A 16,885-nucleotide genomic window follows, 5' to 3' on the forward strand; every position below is an offset into this window, starting at 1 on the left:
CCCTCATGGCAGGATCGGCCCGGTGACGAGGGACGGGATTGCGGGCGGGTTGCTCGGGGTGCACGCGGGGGACTCGCTCGGTGCGACCGTGGAGTTCAAGGCGTGGAGCGAGATCAGGGTCCAGTACCCGGACGGGGTGCGCGACATCGTCGGTGGCGGGCCGTTCAACTGGCCGGCCGGTCATGCCACCGACGACACCGATCTGACCCGCGCGGTGCTGCTCGCGTACCTGGAGCCGGGCGCGGATCTGGTGCGGACCGCCGCCGACCACATGGTCGACTGGTACGAGGGTGCCTGGCCGGGCCGGAAACCGGGGCAGCGGCCGGCCGACGTCGGCAACGCCACGGCCTGGGGACTGCGGAAGTACGTCCGCACCGGCGATCCGCGTGACGCGGGTGCGGGCCGGGGCAAGGCCGGCAACGGCTCGCTGATGCGCTGCGTCCCCACCGCTCTTGCCGTGACGGACCGCGACCGCCGCGTGCGCGAGTCGATGGAGATCTCCGCGATCACCCACGACGACGAGCGCTGCACGGTGGCGTGCGCCGCGTACAACGAGATCGCGGCGGCGCTGCTCGCCGGCGCGTCCCCGGCCGACGCGGTCACCGAGGGCCGCGACACCGCCGCCGCCCTCGACGCCCCGGTGGTCGCCGACGCGATCGAATCCGGCCGCGCAATGCGGCCGGCGGTGCTGGCGGCGTCCGGGCCCGGCGACGCGTTCCCCGGCGGGGCCGGCGGCTACGTGCTGGAGTCCCTGACCCTGGCCGTCGCGGCCGTGCTCGACCCCCGCCCGTACCCCGACGTGGTGATCGACGTCGTGCGGGTGGGCCGCGACACCGACACCAACGGCGCCATCGCCGGCGGCCTGCTGGGCATCCGCGACGGCGCCGCCGCGATCCCGTCCGCGTGGGTCGCGAAGCTGCAGTTCGCCGACGAGTTCACCGCGGCGGCGGAGACGCTGGCTACGAGATCGCCATCGGGCCCGTCGTTCCGGTGACGGTCCAGCCGGCGGGGTCACGGCGCAGCACGTAGGTGAACCAGGTCGCGCCCAGGCAGGCGACGAACCCGTGCACCGCGACCTCCGCGGTGTCGGAGCCGGTGTCGGCACCGGTGGCCTTCGCCGGGCCGAGCGCGATGAAGACGCCGTTCTCGCGCACCACCTTGCAGGAATCCTCACCAGGGGTGGTGGCGGCGTCGAGGCTCGACACGAACCGCACGTCCCCGCCGACACGGGTCGCGATCCGCTGCTGCTGTTCGGCCGAGAGGGGGGTTGTGGCTTCATTGGCGGCCTGGGGTGAGGCCGCCGCCGGATCGAGCCGGTCGAGCACGAACACCACCGGGAACGTGGTGCCGGAGAAGGAGTTCTCCGAGCCGGTGAGGTAGCGGCTGATCGCCGCCGCGTAGACGTCGACCGGGTCGGATCCGGACACCGGCGGGGACGACGACGGGGCGGGCGACGGACCGTAGTCGACGATCGGCGCGGGCCGACCGCATCCGGCGGCCGCGAGCACAACCAGCACAGCGACGAGCGCGCGTCTCATGGCCCTACGACGCGCGTCACCCCGACGCGGTTCCCGTCAGATCACCCAGATTCCGCCGCGCATCAGCGTGCGGCCGGCGATCTCGTTGACCTCGCGCCAGGCCAGGATCCGCTGCGGCGCGAGAACCAGGTACGCGTACCCGTCGGGCGACTGCCGCGGGTCCCAGTCGGACTGGGTGGCGTACCCGTCGGCCAGGTCGGCGGGGGCGTCGGCCACCGGCACGGCGGTGTCGAGCGTCGCGTCGATCATCACCACGTCGCGGGTCGTGCCGAGGCCGATCCTGGCCCGTCCGGACGCGGCGATGTTCCGGGCCGTCACCGAGGCCAGGTCCACGGCGATCGCGAGGCGGGCGCCGGTCCAGTACAGGGACAGGGGGACGAGGTGGGCGCCGGCCGGGCCCGCCGTGGCCACCCAGCCGTCGAGGACGGGGGTGGTCAGGCGGGCGAGCGTGTCGGCCTTGCGCTGTTGGGCGGTGCGGGGTTCAGGATGCGGCACGCGCACCAGTATGCGACCACTCCCCGAGCGCCGCGTCGAGGTCGGCGGGTGTCGGTGTGCGGTCGGACGCCCACGCCACGTACCCGTCCGGGCGGACGAGCACCGCCGCCGGGCCGGTCAGCTGCGCCGACGTCACCGCGCCCGGCACGGCCTCGCGGGCCACCGCGACGAAGCGACCGTCGCGCAGCAGTTCGTAGAGGCGGGTGCCCTCGCAGTCCAGGTCGGGCATGCGGCGGCCGACCCACGCGTGGCCGCCCCGGCGCGGGTACCGGATGCCGATGCCGCTCATGCGCTCGGCCATCGCCAGGCGGCTGCGGTGGAACCGCAGGATGGTCCGGATGGCGGTCGCCTGCAGCGCGTTGCGGATTCGCGACTGGCCGAGGACCAGCCGGTTGAACATGTCGGTCAGCCGGAGCACCTGCTCACCGACCGGGTGCCGTTCCCCCTCGTAGCTGTCGAGCAGCCACTCCGGGGCGGTGCCGTGCACGGCCTCGGCGAGCTTCCAGCCGAGGTTCATGGCGTCCTGGATCCCGGTGTTCATGCCCTGCCCGCCCAGCGGCGAGTGGACGTGCGCCGCGTCGCCGGCGAGGAACACCCGACCGACGCGGTACCGTGCCGCCTGCCGCCGCTCGCTGAGGAACCGCGTCGTCCACCGGGGTTCGCCCATGCCGAGGTCACCACCGGCGATGCGCCGGAACGCGTCGGCCATCTCGGCCCGGGTCACCGGCTCGGTCAGCGGCGCCCGTTCGCGGGCCCGGTCCCAGGCGATGACGCGGAACCAGCCGTCGCCGAACGGCACGGAGATGACGGCGCCCTCGGTGTTCGTCCGCGCGAACATCGCCTCCTCCGGCGGCTCCGACAGTTGCACGTCGGCGAGCAGGATGTGCGTCTCGTACTGCTTTCCGGCGAACGGCACCCCGAGCAGCCGGCGCACGGCGCTGCGGGACCCGTCGCAGCCGACCACGTACCGGGCCCGCTCGGCGGCACCGGTCGTCTGCACCGTGACGCCGTCGGCGTCCTCTTCCAGGGCGACGACCTCGACCCCGCGCACGATCTCGACGCCCAGCCGCTTCGCCCGCGCCTGGAGGACCCGCTCGGTGGCGCTCTGCGGGGCGATGAGCAGCATCGGGTACCGGCTGTCGAGGATCTCCAGGTCGAGCGACGCGCCCGGCACGGGTGCGAGGTTTTCGATGCGCACGCCGCGCAGCAGCACGTCGTCGGCCATCCCGCGGGCGTCGAGCAGTTCCAGGGTGCGGGCGTGCACGGCGAACGCCCGGGTGATGTTGGGCTCCTCGGCGCGGCGCTCCAGCACCCGGCAGCGCACGCCGGCGAGCGCGAGTTCGCACGCCAGCGCGAGACCGGTGGGCCCGGCGCCGACCACGATGACATCGGCGGAATTCATGGCTCCTCCTTCATGGTTTGAGGCCACCGATGCTGTCGAAAATGAACGGACGCTCGAATCAGCGAAACCACCGGTGTCGATGGACCCCGTACGATCGGGCCATGCTGCACGGCCGGCTGCGGGAGCGCACGGTCCTCGACGACCTGCTGGCGGCGGCCCGGTCCGGCCGCAGCGGCGCGCTGGTGCTGCGGGGCGAGGCCGGCATCGGCAAGTCGGCGCTGCTGGCGTACGCCGCCGGGGCGGCGGCCGACCTGCGGGTGCTGCGCTGCGCCGGGATCGAGTCGGAGTCGGAGTTCCCGTTCGCCGCGGTCCACCAGGTGCTGCGGCCGCTCACCGGCCTGATCGACGCGATACCGGCCCGGCAGGCCGAGGCGTTGCGGGCCGCGTTCGGAGCGGCACCGGCTGCCGGCGGCGACCGGTTCCTCGTCTCGCTGGCGGTGCTGAGCGTGCTCGCCGAGGCCGCCGAGGAGCGGCCGGTGCTGTGTTTGATAGACGACGCTCACTGGCTCGACGGCGCGTCCGCCGACGCGCTCACGTTCGTCGCCCGCCGCCTCGACGCCGACGGCGTCGCGCTGGTCTTCGCCGCCCGCGACGGGTTCGCCGCGCCGGGTCTCCCCGAGCTCACCGTGACCGGCCTCGATCGGGCCGAAGCGGGCGCGCTGCTGGCCGAGCGGTCGGCGGTGGAGCTTCCGGACGCGGTGCGTGACAGCGTCGTCGCCAGCACGGCCGGCAACCCGCTGGCGCTGCTCGAACTGCCAGCCGCGCTGACGAAGGCCCAGCTCAGTGGCCATTCGCCGCTGCCCGACCGGCTGCCGGTGAGCGCGGAGGTCGAGCAGGTGTTCCTCGACCGGGTCCGCCGCCAGGACGCGCCGACCCAGACCCTGCTGCTGGTGGCGGCGGCCGAGGAGACCGGCGATCTGGCCCTGGTGCTGCGCGCGGCGGCCACGCTGGGCGCGGCCGCCGGCGCCCTCGACGCCGCCGAAAGCGCCGGGCTCCTTCGGGTGGACGCCCACCGCGTCGCCTTCCGCCATCCGCTGGTCCGCACGGCGGTGTACCGCGGCGCGACCTTCTGGCAGCGCCGGCAGGCGCAGGAGGCGCTGGCCGACGCGCTGACCGGCGAGGACGACCGGGACCGGCGCGCCTGGCACCGGGCGGCGGCCGCCCTCGGTCCGGACGAGTCGGTGGCGGCGGAGCTGTGCCACTCGGCCGACCGGGCCCGGCAACGGGGCGGTCACGCCGCCGCGGCGTCGGCCTACGAACGGTCGGCGGCGCTCACCGCGTCCGCTGAACTGCGTGCCGCCCGGCTGGCCGACGCGGCCGACGCCGCCTGGCTGGCCGGCACCCCCGACCGGGCCCGGACCCTCCTCGACCGGGCCGGCCCGCTGGCCCGGGATCCGTTGCTGCGGGCCCGGTTGGAGCACCTCCGCGGCTCGATCGAGGCCGCCTGTGGCACGCCGTCGACCGCGTTCGCCGTCCTGGTCGCCGGCGCCGAACCGGTGGCGGCGCTCGCGCCGGACCTCGCCGCCCGGATGCTGACCGAGGCCGGGCAGGCGGCCTGGCTGGGCGGCGACGCGCCCGGCCTGCACGAGGTCGGCCGGCGGCTGGCCGCGCTGGACGGCGCCGTGCCGTTGAGCGCGGAACTGGTGCGCGGCCTCGACAACCTGCTCAGCGGCGACCCCGCCGAGGCCGCCCGGCACCTCCGGGCCGTGGCAAGCGCGGGCTCCGGCGCCGGCGGCCCGGCCGCGCCGCCCGGCCCGCCGGCCGCGGATGGCCAGGCCGGGCCGCCGGCCGCCACCGCAACGCCGGCCGCCGCCGGGCCGCCAGCGGATCCCCGGGCCGCGATGCTCATCGCCACCGGCGCGACCTTCCTCGGCGACGACGCCGTCGCCATCGCCCTGTTCACCGCGGCCGTCACCCGGGCCCGGTCGGCCGGTGCGATGACCGCCCTGCCGTGGCTGCTCGCCCCGCTGTCCTCGCTCGGCGCCTGGACGAGCCGCTACGCGGCGGCGACCGGCGACGTCACCGAGGGGCTGCGGATCGCCGAGGAGACCGGGCAGGAGAACCCGGCCGCCCACCTGCGGGCCGTGCTTGCCTGGCTGGCCGCGGTGCACGGGCACGAGGACGACTGCCGGACGCACGCCACGGCGGCCCTGGCCCGGGCGCTGGGGCAGCGGCTCGGCCCGGCGGCGGGCATCGCGTCCTGGGCGCTGGCGCTGCTCGATCTCGGCGCCGGGCGTCCCGCCGAGGCCCGCGACCGGCTGGCGGCGCTGGCCGTCGCCGGCCCGGGGGAGTCCCACCCGATGGTCGGCATCTTCTCCGCGGCCGACCTGGTCGAGGCGGCCGTCCGCACCGACGAACCGGCCACCGCCCGGCAGGCGCTTGGCCGGCTCGAAACCTGGGCCGCGCACTCCGGTTCGGCCTGGGGGAGCGCGCTGGTCGCGCGGTGCCGGGGGTTGCTGGACGCCGACGACCGCCACTTCGCCGACGCGCTGGCCACGCACGCCCGCGGCGGCCGGCCGTTCGACACCGCCCGCACCGAGCTGCTGTTCGGCGAGCACCTGCGCCGGCGTCGACGGCGGGCCGACGCGCGCCGGCACCTGCGCGCCGCCCACGAGACGTTCGAGCGGCTCGGCCTGCCGACCTGGGCCGACCAGGCGGGCGCCGAACTGCGCGCCACCGGCGAGACGGCGCGCAGGCGCGAGCCGGGCACGCCGACCCGGCTGACGCCGCAGGAGGTGCAGATCGTGCGGATGGTGAGCACCGGCGCCACCAACCGTGAGGTGGCCGCCCAGCTGTTCCTCAGCCCGCGCACGGTCGACTACCACCTGCGCAAGGTGTTCACCAAGCTCGATCTCACCTCACGGGCGGAGCTGATCCTGCGCGCCGGTGACTTCACTGATGCGACGGTCAGCGCATCTCCTGTACGGCAACCCGGATGAGCCGCACGTCCCGCCGGCGCCGTTCGTAGGTGGCCCCGACCGTCACCAGCACCAGGCCGCCAGCGGCGAGTGGGATCCAGCGCGGCAGCAGGTCCCACCACACGACCAGTTCGTGCAGCGTAACCAGTACCAGTACCACCGCGCCCACGACCACCGGTGCCTGCCGCCGCCGCGCCCCGCCCACCACGACCACCGCGATCGCGCCCGCGCCGACGACGAGGCGGCGCAGCGGCTCACCCGGCTGGGCGAGCACCAGCGCGAGGCTGGGCAGGAACGCCGCCGCGAGCGCCGGTCCGTACGCCACCCAACTGCGCAGCGCCGGCCGGTGCCGCAGCCCGAGCGCGCCGCCGACCACGGCGAACAGCGCGAACGGCAACGTGTACGCCTCGATCAGCCCGATGTCGGCGGCGAACAGCAGCATCCACCACGCCAGCAGTTCCACCGCACCGGCGACCGGCGCGAACCACCGTCGCCCGCCGCGCAGCGCCGACAGCCCGAGCACCGCGCCGTAGCCGATCAGCGCGGTGGCCGTCCCCCGAAGGCCCGCCGAAGCGACGAGCGCCCCGATGGCCGCGACCACCGACCCGACCTCCAGCGCGACAATCTCGGCGCGGTGCCGGCCGAGTCGGTCGAGCGCCGCCGCGCCGGCGAGCAGCAGCACCGCGACGGCGAACGGCCCGGCGGGCGGGCTGCCGAGATCGGCCGCGACCAGCGTCGCCAGCGCGAGGCCGTGCCCGGCGGCCACCAACCAGCCGACCGTCCGGCCCGCGGGGTACCGCCCGATCGCGCCGGCGACCAGACCGGCCAGGGCCGCGACGCCGAGGGTGGTGAAGGTGGTCGCGCGGCTCGCGGTGGAACCGGCAAGAGCGGCTCCGCCGGCGGTGACCGCGTGAGCGCAGCAAAGCACGACGACGGCGAGCCCAGCCCGGTCCGTGACGTTCACCCGGGCGGCGGCGATCCCGCCGGCGACGGCCACCAGCAGCAGCGCCAGCACCCCGGCGGGCCACGGCAGCGCCAGCGCCTCCGGCGCGATGAGCACGGTCGCCGCCGCCGGCGTCAGGACCGCCGCGGCCAACCACCGCCGCATCCCGCCGAACCACATCAGCCCGGCCAACCCGGCCGTCACCAGGGCCAGCGCCGGCAGGATCCCGTCCACCGGCCCGATGCCCTCCGGACGACCCGGTTCGACCAGCGCGTCGACGAGCGGGGGCACCGCGCTCAGCCCCACGACGGCGGCCGGAACCACCCACGGAACGACGCCGGGCTTCGCGGCCCTGGACGTCCGGATGAGGACGGCCGCCACCATGCCGATCAACGCCGCGGCCGCGGCATGCAGCAGCGTCGGCGCGCCGGGATCCGCCGGCGGCATGGCCAGCACACTCGCCGTCGCGACGGCGACGCCGCTCCTGGCCCACCGCGGATACCGGTACCGCCCGAGGATGGCCCCGCCGAGAACCAGCCCCGCCGCCACCACGGTGACGTGCGGAACCGCCACCGCGAGCCCGAACGCCCGCACCCAGGCCGCCGCCGCACCCGGCGCCAGCGCCACGGCGACGAACAGCGCACCCCCACCGACCACCCCCGCCGCGGGCCGGGCTGGTGTGGCGGCGCCGGTGACTCCCGCCGCGGGCCGGGCCGTTGCGGCGGTGTGGGCGCCGGTGCCCTCCGCCGCGGGCCGGGCCGGTGCGTCGGCGCCGGTTTCCCCCGCCGTGGGCCGTGCTGTTCCGGCCGTGTCGGCACTGGCCGGCTGCGCCGCAGGCCCGGCTGTCCGGGCGGCGAACGCGGCGATCGCGGCGCCCATGGCCACCAGGGCCGTGAGGACGATCGCGGTCGACGTCGGGCGGGCCAGCGACGAGGCGACGGCGTAGCCCGCCAGCACGGCCGCCAGGCCGGCGGTGAACCGGGCGGTGCCGGGGTCGGTGATCCGGACGGCGGCCAGCGCGAAGCCGGCGGCGGCCAGCGTCGCGACGGGGGCGGGGGTCCACCACGGGAGGCCGGCGCCGATCGGGGCGTGCACCGCCGCGAGACCCAGAACCAGGAGCACGAATGCCGGCGCGGCCCGTGCGGTGTGCGTCCCCTCGCTTTGTGATGCGCGGCGGACCAGGAGGGCCGCGACGGCCAGGACCACCAGCGCGGCAGCCGGCTGCCAGTGCAGCAGCGCCACGCCCGGCGGCTCGGGACGCAGCCAGCGGCCGAGGTCGGCGCCCCACGGCGAGAGCGTGGCGACGGTGCCGGCCGCGTCCACCACCGTGGCCAACCCTGCGACGAGCGCGACGGCCGCGGCGGCGATCGCGAGGCCGCCGAGGGGTCCGGACCGCCAGCCGGCCGGCAGGCGCCGCACCACCAGCGCGGTGGCCAGGACGACCGCCGCGGTGGTCAGCACCGGCACGCCCGGCACGAGCAGCGCGACCAGTTGCGACATCTCGGCGACGAACGCCAGCGTCGCCCCGCCGGCGCCCCGGCTCTCCCGGCGCCGCCGCCACACCCGCGACAACGCGCCGACGAGCAGCAGCCCGGCGGCGAGGTGGTCCCAACCGGTCGCGGTCGGCACCACCGCCGACACGGCGACGCAGACGAGCGCACCGGCCACCGCGCCCAACGCGGGCAGTTCGGCGCGCCGCGCGAGGCCGATCAACGACGCGACGCCCAGCGCCAGGCTCGCCGTGGCGAGGCCGAGCGACAGCACCAGCGCCGGCCGCGCCGACAACGCGGCGGCGGTCGCGGCGGCGGCACCGGGCACCGCGGCGAGCGCGCCGCCGACGGCGGCGTCGCGCAGCTTGTCCAATCTCGAGCGGACGGCCACCAGCACGCACACGACGACGGTGCCACCGAGGACGGCGGCCGTGGTCCAGGGCCGGCCGAGCGAGGCGACCGCCGCGTGCAGCCCGAGCAGGGCCGCGACGCCGGCCGTGACTTCGCTGTCCTTTCGCACGGCGACCAGCGCGAGCCCCGCGCCGGCGACCCCGCTGACGAGCATCGGACTCCACCAGGGAAGCCCGAACGCGGCCGGAGCCGCGAACGCCACGGCGGCGATGCCGAGGAGTGCCGGCAACCGCCGGTCCCGGGCCATGAGACCGACGGCGACCAGTGCCAGCGCGACCGGCACCTGCCAACCCAGGACGGCGACGTCGTCCGCGAGCCCGTGCCAGGCGCCGAGGTCCGACGTCCACGGTGGACGGACGGCCGTGAGCGCCGCCGCCCACGCCGACCCGCCCGCGAGCGGCACCGCGACGGCCGCGACCACCGCCCCGGCGATGCCCGCACCGACCCACACGCCCGCCCGCACCTCTTTCCGCAGGCGGCGCCCGGCCCACGCGACCCCGGCGACCAGCCCCGCCGCCGCGACCAGCCCGGTGCCGGGCAGGGTGCCCGCCGCGAGGTCGGCCCCGACCGCGATCCCCGCGGCGACGGCACCCGCGACGAGCACCTGGTGCGCGTAATGGCGGCGGTCGGCAAGGGCGATGAGCCCGGCGACGGCCGCGACGGCGGGCAGCGCCCCGGCGAGAACGTCGAGCGCTCCGGCGTGGTCTCCGGCGAGGAGGACGCTCAGGGACCCGACCAGCGCGCCCGCGTTGATCGCTTTTGTGGCGTTTGCAGCTCTTGCTGCTTTTGCGGCCCCGAGTCCGGCCGCCACCAGCACCGCCGCCGCCGCCGACACCAGCGCCGCCGCCCGAACCCCGTGCCCCGGCACCCCGACGCTGATCATCAGCGCGACGACCGCACCCGGCCCGGCCGCGACGGCGACGCCGACGGCGGCACCCGCGACGTCCGGTGCCGGGCGCCACCGACTCGCGGCGACGGCGATCGCCACTCCACCGACGACGAGGGCACCGAGCACGGCCGCGGTCGTCCGCACGTCGGCCAGCCCCGCACCGACGGCGGCCACGGCCAGGACCAGGCCGGCGCCCCCGCGAACCGCTTCCTCCCGACGGTCCGCGGCGAGCAGAGTGGACACGCCGAACGCGAGCGCCGCCGCCACCGTGACCAGCGGCATCGACGGGAGCGCGAGCACGGTCGCCACCAGGCCGGCCACGGTGGCGTGGTGCCGGGCGGCCCTCTTGGGAAGGGCGGTTGCCGCCACTGTCAAGCAGAGCAGTGTCGCGGGTAGGGCCGGGCCGTCGCCGCCCAGCGGAATCTGCACCAGCGCCCAGACGAACAACACCCCGCCGACCGCCGCGGTGCCGACCTCCGCGCCCCGCCGCCAGCCGCCGGGCACCCGTCGGACCCCATGGGCGAGCCCGGCGACGAGCATCGCGAACGGCAGCGCCCCGACGCCCGGCACGGCCAACGCCGCCGGGACCCCCACCGCCAGGACGATCGCGACCGCAGCCGCCCCGGCGGCGAGGCCACGCGCAATGGTGCCCGCCGGCCCGGCCGCGTTGCCTGCCGGCCCGGCCGTGTGGCCCGCAAGCTCGGCCATGCGGCCCGCCGGCCTGGTGAGCGCGGCCACCGCCACGCCGACCGTCGCTGCCGCCACCAGCGCGAGGCTCGCCGGCAGCGCCACTCCCGCCGACGGAGCCGGCACCAGTGCCAGCAGCGCCGCCACCCACGCCACCGCGCCCGTCACGGCGACGAACAGCCAGGCGAGCACACGGCGTCCCGCGTCGACGGCCGTGCCCGGTGACCGGCGCAACCACCGGAGCGTCACCACGTCCTGGGCCGCGACGGTGGCCGCGAGCATGCCGATCCCCGCGTACGCGACCGTGCCCGCCGCCGACCCGGGCACGGGCAACGCCGGTGCCGGGTGGTGACCCGATCCGCCGCCGGAGCCCGCCCCGACGCCGGCGATGAGCAGCGGCAGCACGGGCTGCATCGCCAGCAGCGCGACGTACCCGGGCGTATGGAGCGGCGCGAGCCTCCGGTAGCCGGCGGCGACGGCCGCGGTTCCGAGCAGCACGAGGCCGGCGAACGTCGGCGCGGGCAGCAACCGGTCGACCCCGAACAGGCCGACGGAGTGCGCGGCGTAGCCGTCGAGGCCCACGAGGAGCAGGGCCACCGCGCTGATGGTCTCCGCCGTCGCGGCCAGGCCGCGCCGGTTCAGCAACCAGGGGACGGCGAGCGCGATCAGGGTGACGGTCCCGAGGATGGCGGCGCGACCCGCCGGCCCGAACGTCGTCCACGCGACGGCGGTGAACGTGATCGCCGCGACGCCGAGAAGCAGCCCGCCGAGCGTCAGCAACACAGCCTGAACCGACAGCGCCGACGCCTCATCGGCCGGTGGCGGCGCGGGTTGTGGCGGCGCGGGTTGTGGCGGTGCGGCCTGTGGCTGCGCGGCCTGTGGCTGCGCGGCCTGTGGCTGCGCGGCTTGCGGCTGCGCGGCTTGCGGCGCCGCGGCTTGCGGTGGAGCGGCCTGTGGCTGCGCGGCCTGCGGCGCCGCGGCCCGTGGCGGCGCGGCGGTGTGCGGCGGAGATTGCGGCGGCCGGACAACGGGTGGCGCGGTGATGCGCGGCGCGGCAATATGCGGCACGGGCCGAGGCGGCACGGGTTGTGGTGGTATGGCCTGGGGCGCGGGCCGGGGCGCCGGTACCGGCTGCCAGTGCGGCGTGCCGGTGGACCGGCGGCTCAGCGCGATCGCCAGAATCGTGCGACGTTTGTTCAGGACGCCGCGCTCCTCGACCAGCGCGGTCCGCTCGCGGTTGAGCAGCGTCACACGCTTGCCGAGGCGCGCGATCTCGCCGTCGACCTCGTCCAGGCGGGCGCCGAGGCCCGCGAGGCGAACATCAAGGTGAACCAGCTCGTTGTTTCCCGGCGCATTGTCGGCAGTGAATTCGGAGTGGCCCCGCATACCGGCAGGATGCGGAACCGTCCGTATCGACGCGATTAAGATCCGAGTGTTCGCAGCGAACGGGAATCAAATCGAAACCCGTTGTACCGCACCGAGTCCGGCTCGTTGCTCCACCGTTATCGTCGGCCTTACAACGGCAGCTCCTCGACGGTCACCTTGTTCGGATAGAACGCCACGTACTCCTTGATGGGCGCGACCGCCTCGTACGGCGCCTCGTAGGTCCAGACGACGTTCTCGCCCGCACCGGCGATGCTGTAGTACGACGCGTCGCCCTTGTACGGGCAGTATGTCTGGTGATCGGTGCGCTCGAGCAGGGCCATGTCGACGTCGGCGCGGGGTACGTACGGCACCGCCGGGTACGTGGCCTCCTTGAGGCTCAACGCCTGCGTGGTGTCGGCGACCACCCGGTCACCGACCCGCACCACGACGCGCGACGCGGCGGGCGTGACGGTGATCGGGTGGTCGGGCCCGGGAATCTTCACTGGCTTGTCGGTCATATCCGGGGCCAACGTCCGACCCCGGACCTATGTTCCAGTCACGAACTCGGTGTATGCCGCGACACCGTCCGGGTCGGCGTAGCCGCCGGCCGGCACGGTACCCGTTCCCAGGTACCAGTTGTCGTGCTGCCAGTACAGGATCGTGTCGAAACCGTGCGACTCCAACCAGATCCGGGACGCGCGGATCGCCGGCCCGCGCGACGCCCGCGTGCCCATGTCGTCGTCGATTCCCCACTCCGTGAGCGAGAGCGGCTCGCCCAGCCCGCCGAAGGCGGCGTACCAGCGCAGCATCCGCGGGTCCGACCCGACCGACACCGGGTCGTCGGGCTCGCTGCCGCGCGTGCTGGCCTGCCAGTACAGGTCGAACCCGTACGCGTCGGCGTACGCGGCCGGCACGATCCAGTCCTGGATCTCCCGGTCGCCGCCGGTGCCGTTGTTGGTGACCTTCGTCGACCCCGGCCGCCACTGGTACGACATGTGCACCGGCACGATGCGAACGGCCGCGTTGACCGCCTTCGCCACCACATAGACGCGCGTGAACGCGGCGACGAACTGCACGCCCGTCATGTCGTCCTCGGGCTCGTGGAAGTACGTCAGATAGCTTCCGGACGGCATCGCCCCCGCGATCGCCTGGATCTCGGCATCGCACGTGCCGGCCGCGACCGCGGTCGGCGTGCACGAGGTCTTGAACGAGTACCAGAGGATCGCGCCGTGCGTGGTGTGGCAGGTGACCGCGTCGGCCGGCGGCGTGGCGCCGGTCGAGGTGAACACCCGGCGGATCTCCAGCGGACCGAGATGGCCGCGCTCCTCCAGGAAGCCGGCGCAGGTGTTGCCGCTACCCACGGTGTCGCCGGCGGAGGTGGTGGCACCCACGTACGTGGGCGCGGTGGCGCCGGCCGGGGCCGGCGGAACGAACGCGAACAGGACGATGACGATGATGGCGGCCGTACGGAGTCTGAGCACTGTTGCCTCCCTGACTACGGACGGTAGGGAGATGAACAGATCGACAGTCGTTCACTGAACTGAGTGAGCGGTGAGTGACTAGACGGTGTGGTCCGGTGGGGGGCGGTGGGTCGCCACCACGCGGTCGAAGCGGCGGCCGTTCGGGCCGCTCCTCGCCGTCACCCCGCAGGTCACCAGGTGGACCGGGCCGTCAACCGGCGCGATCGCGCCGGTGCCCCAGCGCAACCACACCGCGATCCGCCCGGCCTCGGCCTCGGCGCGGAGCTTGTCCAGCGTGCGGCGACGGTCGGAGCGGTCGACCTCGACCACTACCGGAGGACCGGCGGGACGCGCGCACGCGACGTCGAGCGTCGAGAAGTGCATCGGCGGCGGTAACGGGACGACGCTGCGTGCCCGCCGGTACACCCGCCAGTTCTGCCCGACCGCCCAGTCGACGACCGTCTCGATCAGGAGCTCGGTGACCTCGTCGGCGGTCCGGTCCAGGAATGTCAGGCGCGAGATCCGGGCGGCGAGAGAAGAGGCGACCGACATGGATGGCACCGTAACAACGCCGCGTGCGTACTGAGAATCGAAGAAGATCGGTTCAGTACCGGGCGAAATGGGGTACCTCAGCGGAATGACGCTCACGTCGACGCGCCCGCCGGAACCGGCAGAGCATCAGGAACCGGCAGAGCATCAGGAACCGGCAGAGCATCAGGAACCGGAACAGCGCGGCTTCGACCGCAAGTGGCTGATCGCCGGTGCGGCCGCGCTCGTGCTGATCCTGGTGGTGGCGCTGATCCTCGCGGCGATCGGGAGCGCCGGTGACGGAACGCGGGCAACGGGCGGTCACACCGTGACCGGACCCGTCGAGAACCCCGAAGAGGCGACCGTCGAGCTGCTCACCGGCGCGACGTCGGTGACCGTCCGGGCCGCCGACCTCGACGGCCACCTGTACCGGGTGAGCACCCCGGACGGCGCCCGCCAGCGCCCCCTGGTGAGCCGGTCCGGCACGGTCGTGCACGTCGAGCTCGGCGACTCCGGCGAGAGCGGTCCCTCGGCCGTGGAGATTGTCGTCAGGACCGGAACGACCTGGCGCGTACGGCTCGTCGCCGGTGCCACGCGCGACACGGTCGACCTGTCCGGTGCGCGGGTCTCCGGCGTGGAGTTCGTCGGCGGCGTGGGCAGCATCGACCTGACCCTGCCGCGCCCGTCCGGGACCGTCGAGGTGCGGATGACCGGCGGCACCGGCTCGTGGGCGACGCACCTGCCGGCCGACGTGCCGGTGCGGGTGACGGCCGGCAGCGGCGCGGGCGCCGTCACCGTCGACGGGACCACCCGGAACGGCGTCGCCGCCGGAACCACGGTCACCGGCGACGGCTGGGACGCGGCCGCCGACCGCTTCGACATCGTGGCCACCGCCGGAATGTCGTCGCTGACGGTGGACCGCCGCTGACCCGTCCGGCGCCGGCGGGGTCAGCGCCGGCGCCGGACGTAAAACTCAGGGCGTGAGGTCGGTCGCGGCCGAACCGGTCGCGGGGTCCATCGGATACGACAGGTGCTGGTGGACGAGCTTCCACCCGGCAGCCGTCCGCCGGAACACCCGGGTTCCGCGCGACCACGTCGGTGCGCCGTCCACGGTCACCCGATCGAGCCCCCACGTCACAGCAAGATCATCGTGGACGCGCACCGCGACGTCGGGCAGCTCGAACGTCACGTCGCCGGGCGCCTCCAGCCCGGCCCGGCACACCTCGCGCACCTCGTCGATCCCGACGTACCGCAGCGGCGCCCCCAACTCGTACGACACGACGTCGTCGTCGATCGTTGCCATCAGCCCGTCGAGATCGCGCGCCGCCGTGTCCCGCGACCACCCGTCGAGAAGGTCGCGGACCTCCTGCTCGTCGCCACTTTCATCAGCGAACGAGTGGTGCTCGTGGCTGACCACCCACCGTCCGTTCTCCTTGCGCAGCCCGAGCGTGAGCCGCAGCCGCGTCTCCGGGTTGCGGGCCAGCCCGTCCGGTGTGTCGCAGCGCAGCAACGCGTGCGCGAACGCCACGTCGTCGCCGGCGGTGACGTCGAGGTCGACGAGCTCGAACACGGCGCCGCTCGCCTGCCAGCGGAAGAACGGCGGCCACGTGTCCCGGTAGGCGTCGATGCCGCGGACCCCGTCGTGCGGCGGCGGCACGTCGAACATCACGATGTCGTCGGTGTGGTCGGCGAGGACGGTATCGAGGTCGCCGGCGTGCACCGCGGCGACCCAGCGTTCGATCAGTGCCCTGATGTGTTTCTCGGTCATGCCTGTCTAACCCGGGGCGCGGCCCGAACTCATCGCGGTCGGCAGGTCGAAGTACGCGAAATCCGCGTCGAGGAACGACACCACTTCGGCGATCCGTCCGTCGCGCACCGTGATCACGTCCAGGCCGCCCGGAACGAATAGATCCTGGTGGACGTCGAGGCGGTACGTGGCGAACGCGGGTTGCCCGTTCGCGCGGGTGGGCAGGAACCGCCACTCCAGGTCGAGGGGACCGGCGAGCAGGAAGGCCCGGATGTCCGCGTGCCCCGCGTACCACTCGGGCAGCGGCGGCATCGAGTAGCGCGCGTCGTCGGTGAGCAGGCCGACGATCGCGTCGACGTCGCGCGCCTCCCACGCCGCGGTGTAGCGCGCCGCGAGGTCCTTCACGGCCGGGTCGTCCGGGTCGCCGGTCGCGGGCGGCCGGTCGCCGGCTGTGGCCCGCACAGTGGCCCGGACCCTGGCCCGGGCCCGCTGCAGCCCGCTGTTGACCGCGGCGACGGTGGTGTCGAGCAGATCGGCCACCTCCCGGGCCGGGAAACCGAGCACCTCGCGCAGGAGGAGCACCGCGCGCTGCGTCCCCGACAGATGCTGCACCGCGGCGACGAACGCCAGCCCGACGCTCTCCCGGGTGACGACGTCGCCCTCGACGTCCGGGTAGGGCTCCAGCCACGTGACCTCGGTGAGCGGCGCGTCGCTGCCGAGATCGGCCGGCAGCTCACGGCGTCCCCTATTTTCGATCATCGTGAGACAGCGGTTCGTGGCGATCCGGTACAGCCACGGGCGGATCGGCCCGCGTCCGTCGAAGCGGTCCAGGCCGCGCCACGCCCGGAGAAACGTCTCCTGGACGGCGTCGTCGGCGTCGTGGGGCGAGCCGAGCATGCGGTAGCAGTGGGCGTGCAACTCGGTGCGGAGCGGATCCACCAGCCCGGCGAACGCGTCGTGGTCTCCGCGTCGGGCCGCGGCGAGCAGGTCCATCGCGTGATCGTAGGCCGCA

12 protein-coding genes are annotated in these 16,885 nt (G+C 75.1%); 3 read left to right on the forward strand and 9 right to left on the reverse strand.

Annotated elements, in window-relative coordinates; all coding sequences use genetic code 11:
- Nucleotides 1-22: 22 nt before the first annotated feature.
- Nucleotides 23-994 (forward strand): ADP-ribosylglycohydrolase family protein, encoded by a 972-nt coding sequence (locus Vau01_RS42320; RefSeq protein ID WP_204005644.1) that lies wholly within the window; start codon nt 23-25, stop codon nt 992-994.
- Here the strand turns inward: Vau01_RS42320 and Vau01_RS42325 are convergent.
- The 3 genes from Vau01_RS42325 to Vau01_RS42335 are packed head-to-tail and all read right to left on the reverse strand — an operon-like array spanning nt 960 to nt 3,435.
- On the reverse strand, nt 960-1,538 hold the full coding sequence (locus Vau01_RS42325) for a hypothetical protein (protein WP_204005645.1): 579 nt from the start codon (nt 1,536-1,538) through the stop codon (nt 960-962). The two genes, Vau01_RS42320 and Vau01_RS42325, sit on opposite strands and share 35 nt — an antisense overlap.
- A 36-nt stretch (nt 1,539-1,574) precedes the next feature.
- A complete protein-coding gene (locus Vau01_RS42330) occupies nt 1,575-2,033 on the reverse strand; it encodes a pyridoxamine 5'-phosphate oxidase family protein (RefSeq protein ID WP_204005646.1) in 459 nt (152 codons plus the stop codon).
- Complete coding sequence (locus Vau01_RS42335; protein WP_204005647.1) at nt 2,020-3,435, reverse strand: FAD-dependent monooxygenase; 1,416 nt, start codon at nt 3,433-3,435, stop codon at nt 2,020-2,022. The genes Vau01_RS42330 and Vau01_RS42335 overlap by 14 nt, the downstream gene beginning before the upstream one ends.
- Before the next feature lie 101 nt (nt 3,436-3,536).
- On the opposite strand from Vau01_RS42335, the gene Vau01_RS42340 reads away from it, so the two are divergent.
- The gene (locus Vau01_RS42340) at nt 3,537-6,374 is read left to right on the forward strand and encodes a helix-turn-helix transcriptional regulator (protein ID WP_204005648.1); all 2,838 of its coding nucleotides are present in this window, start codon (nt 3,537-3,539) and stop codon (nt 6,372-6,374) included.
- Here Vau01_RS42340 and Vau01_RS42345 read toward each other — a convergent pair.
- From Vau01_RS42345 to Vau01_RS42360, 4 genes are all read right to left on the reverse strand, one after another.
- The gene (locus Vau01_RS42345) at nt 6,343-12,159 is read right to left on the reverse strand and encodes an SCO7613 C-terminal domain-containing membrane protein (protein ID WP_204005649.1); all 5,817 of its coding nucleotides are present in this window, start codon (nt 12,157-12,159) and stop codon (nt 6,343-6,345) included. The genes Vau01_RS42340 and Vau01_RS42345 overlap by 32 nt on opposite strands.
- A gap of 128 nt (nt 12,160-12,287) precedes the next feature.
- Nucleotides 12,288-12,656 carry a DUF427 domain-containing protein gene (locus Vau01_RS42350; protein WP_204005650.1) on the reverse strand — a complete coding sequence of 123 codons (369 nt, stop codon included), beginning with the start codon at nt 12,654-12,656 and terminating at the stop codon, nt 12,288-12,290.
- A gap of 27 nt (nt 12,657-12,683) precedes the next feature.
- The gene (locus Vau01_RS42355) at nt 12,684-13,619 is read right to left on the reverse strand and encodes a hypothetical protein (RefSeq protein WP_204005651.1); all 936 of its coding nucleotides are present in this window, start codon (nt 13,617-13,619) and stop codon (nt 12,684-12,686) included.
- 78 nt (nt 13,620-13,697) lie between these two features.
- Entirely contained in the window at nt 13,698-14,150 is a 453-nt protein-coding gene (locus Vau01_RS42360) for a hypothetical protein (protein ID WP_204005652.1), read from the reverse strand.
- 85 nt (nt 14,151-14,235) lie between these two features.
- Here Vau01_RS42360 and Vau01_RS42365 point away from each other — a divergent pair, with 85 nt between their 5' ends.
- Nucleotides 14,236-15,054, forward strand: coding sequence for a hypothetical protein (locus Vau01_RS42365; protein WP_204005654.1), 819 nt, complete (start codon nt 14,236-14,238; stop codon nt 15,052-15,054).
- A 45-nt stretch (nt 15,055-15,099) separates the two neighbouring features.
- Here Vau01_RS42365 and Vau01_RS42370 read toward each other — a convergent pair whose 3' ends face one another.
- The gene (locus Vau01_RS42370; protein ID WP_204005661.1) at nt 15,100-15,894 is read right to left on the reverse strand and encodes a YybH family protein; all 795 of its coding nucleotides are present in this window, start codon (nt 15,892-15,894) and stop codon (nt 15,100-15,102) included.
- 6 nt (nt 15,895-15,900) lie between these two features.
- On the reverse strand, nt 15,901-16,866 hold the full coding sequence (locus Vau01_RS42375; protein ID WP_204005663.1) for a sigma-70 family RNA polymerase sigma factor: 966 nt from the start codon (nt 16,864-16,866) through the stop codon (nt 15,901-15,903).
- Between the last annotated feature and the right edge of the window lie 19 nt (nt 16,867-16,885).

This window comes from Virgisporangium aurantiacum (assembly GCF_016863635.1).
Lineage (GTDB): Bacteria > Actinomycetota > Actinomycetes > Mycobacteriales > Micromonosporaceae > Virgisporangium > Virgisporangium aurantiacum.

Coding starts and splice junctions, on each gene's coding strand:
- Vau01_RS42325 (WP_204005645.1), bottom strand. CDS start 1,538: ATGAGACGCGCGCTCGTCGCTGTGCTGGTTGTGCTCGCGGCCGCCGGA.
- Vau01_RS42335 (WP_204005647.1), bottom strand. CDS start 3,435: ATGAATTCCGCCGATGTCATCGTGGTCGGCGCCGGGCCCACCGGTCTC.
- Vau01_RS42340 (WP_204005648.1), top strand. CDS start 3,537: ATGCTGCACGGCCGGCTGCGGGAGCGCACGGTCCTCGACGACCTGCTG.
- Vau01_RS42345 (WP_204005649.1), bottom strand. CDS start 12,159: ATGCGGGGCCACTCCGAATTCACTGCCGACAATGCGCCGGGAAACAAC.
- Vau01_RS42350 (WP_204005650.1), bottom strand. CDS start 12,656: ATGACCGACAAGCCAGTGAAGATTCCCGGGCCCGACCACCCGATCACC.
- Vau01_RS42360 (WP_204005652.1), bottom strand. CDS start 14,150: ATGTCGGTCGCCTCTTCTCTCGCCGCCCGGATCTCGCGCCTGACATTC.
- Vau01_RS42365 (WP_204005654.1), top strand. CDS start 14,236: ATGACGCTCACGTCGACGCGCCCGCCGGAACCGGCAGAGCATCAGGAA.
- Vau01_RS42370 (WP_204005661.1), bottom strand. CDS start 15,894: ATGACCGAGAAACACATCAGGGCACTGATCGAACGCTGGGTCGCCGCG.
- Vau01_RS42375 (WP_204005663.1), bottom strand. CDS start 16,866: ATGGACCTGCTCGCCGCGGCCCGACGCGGAGACCACGACGCGTTCGCC.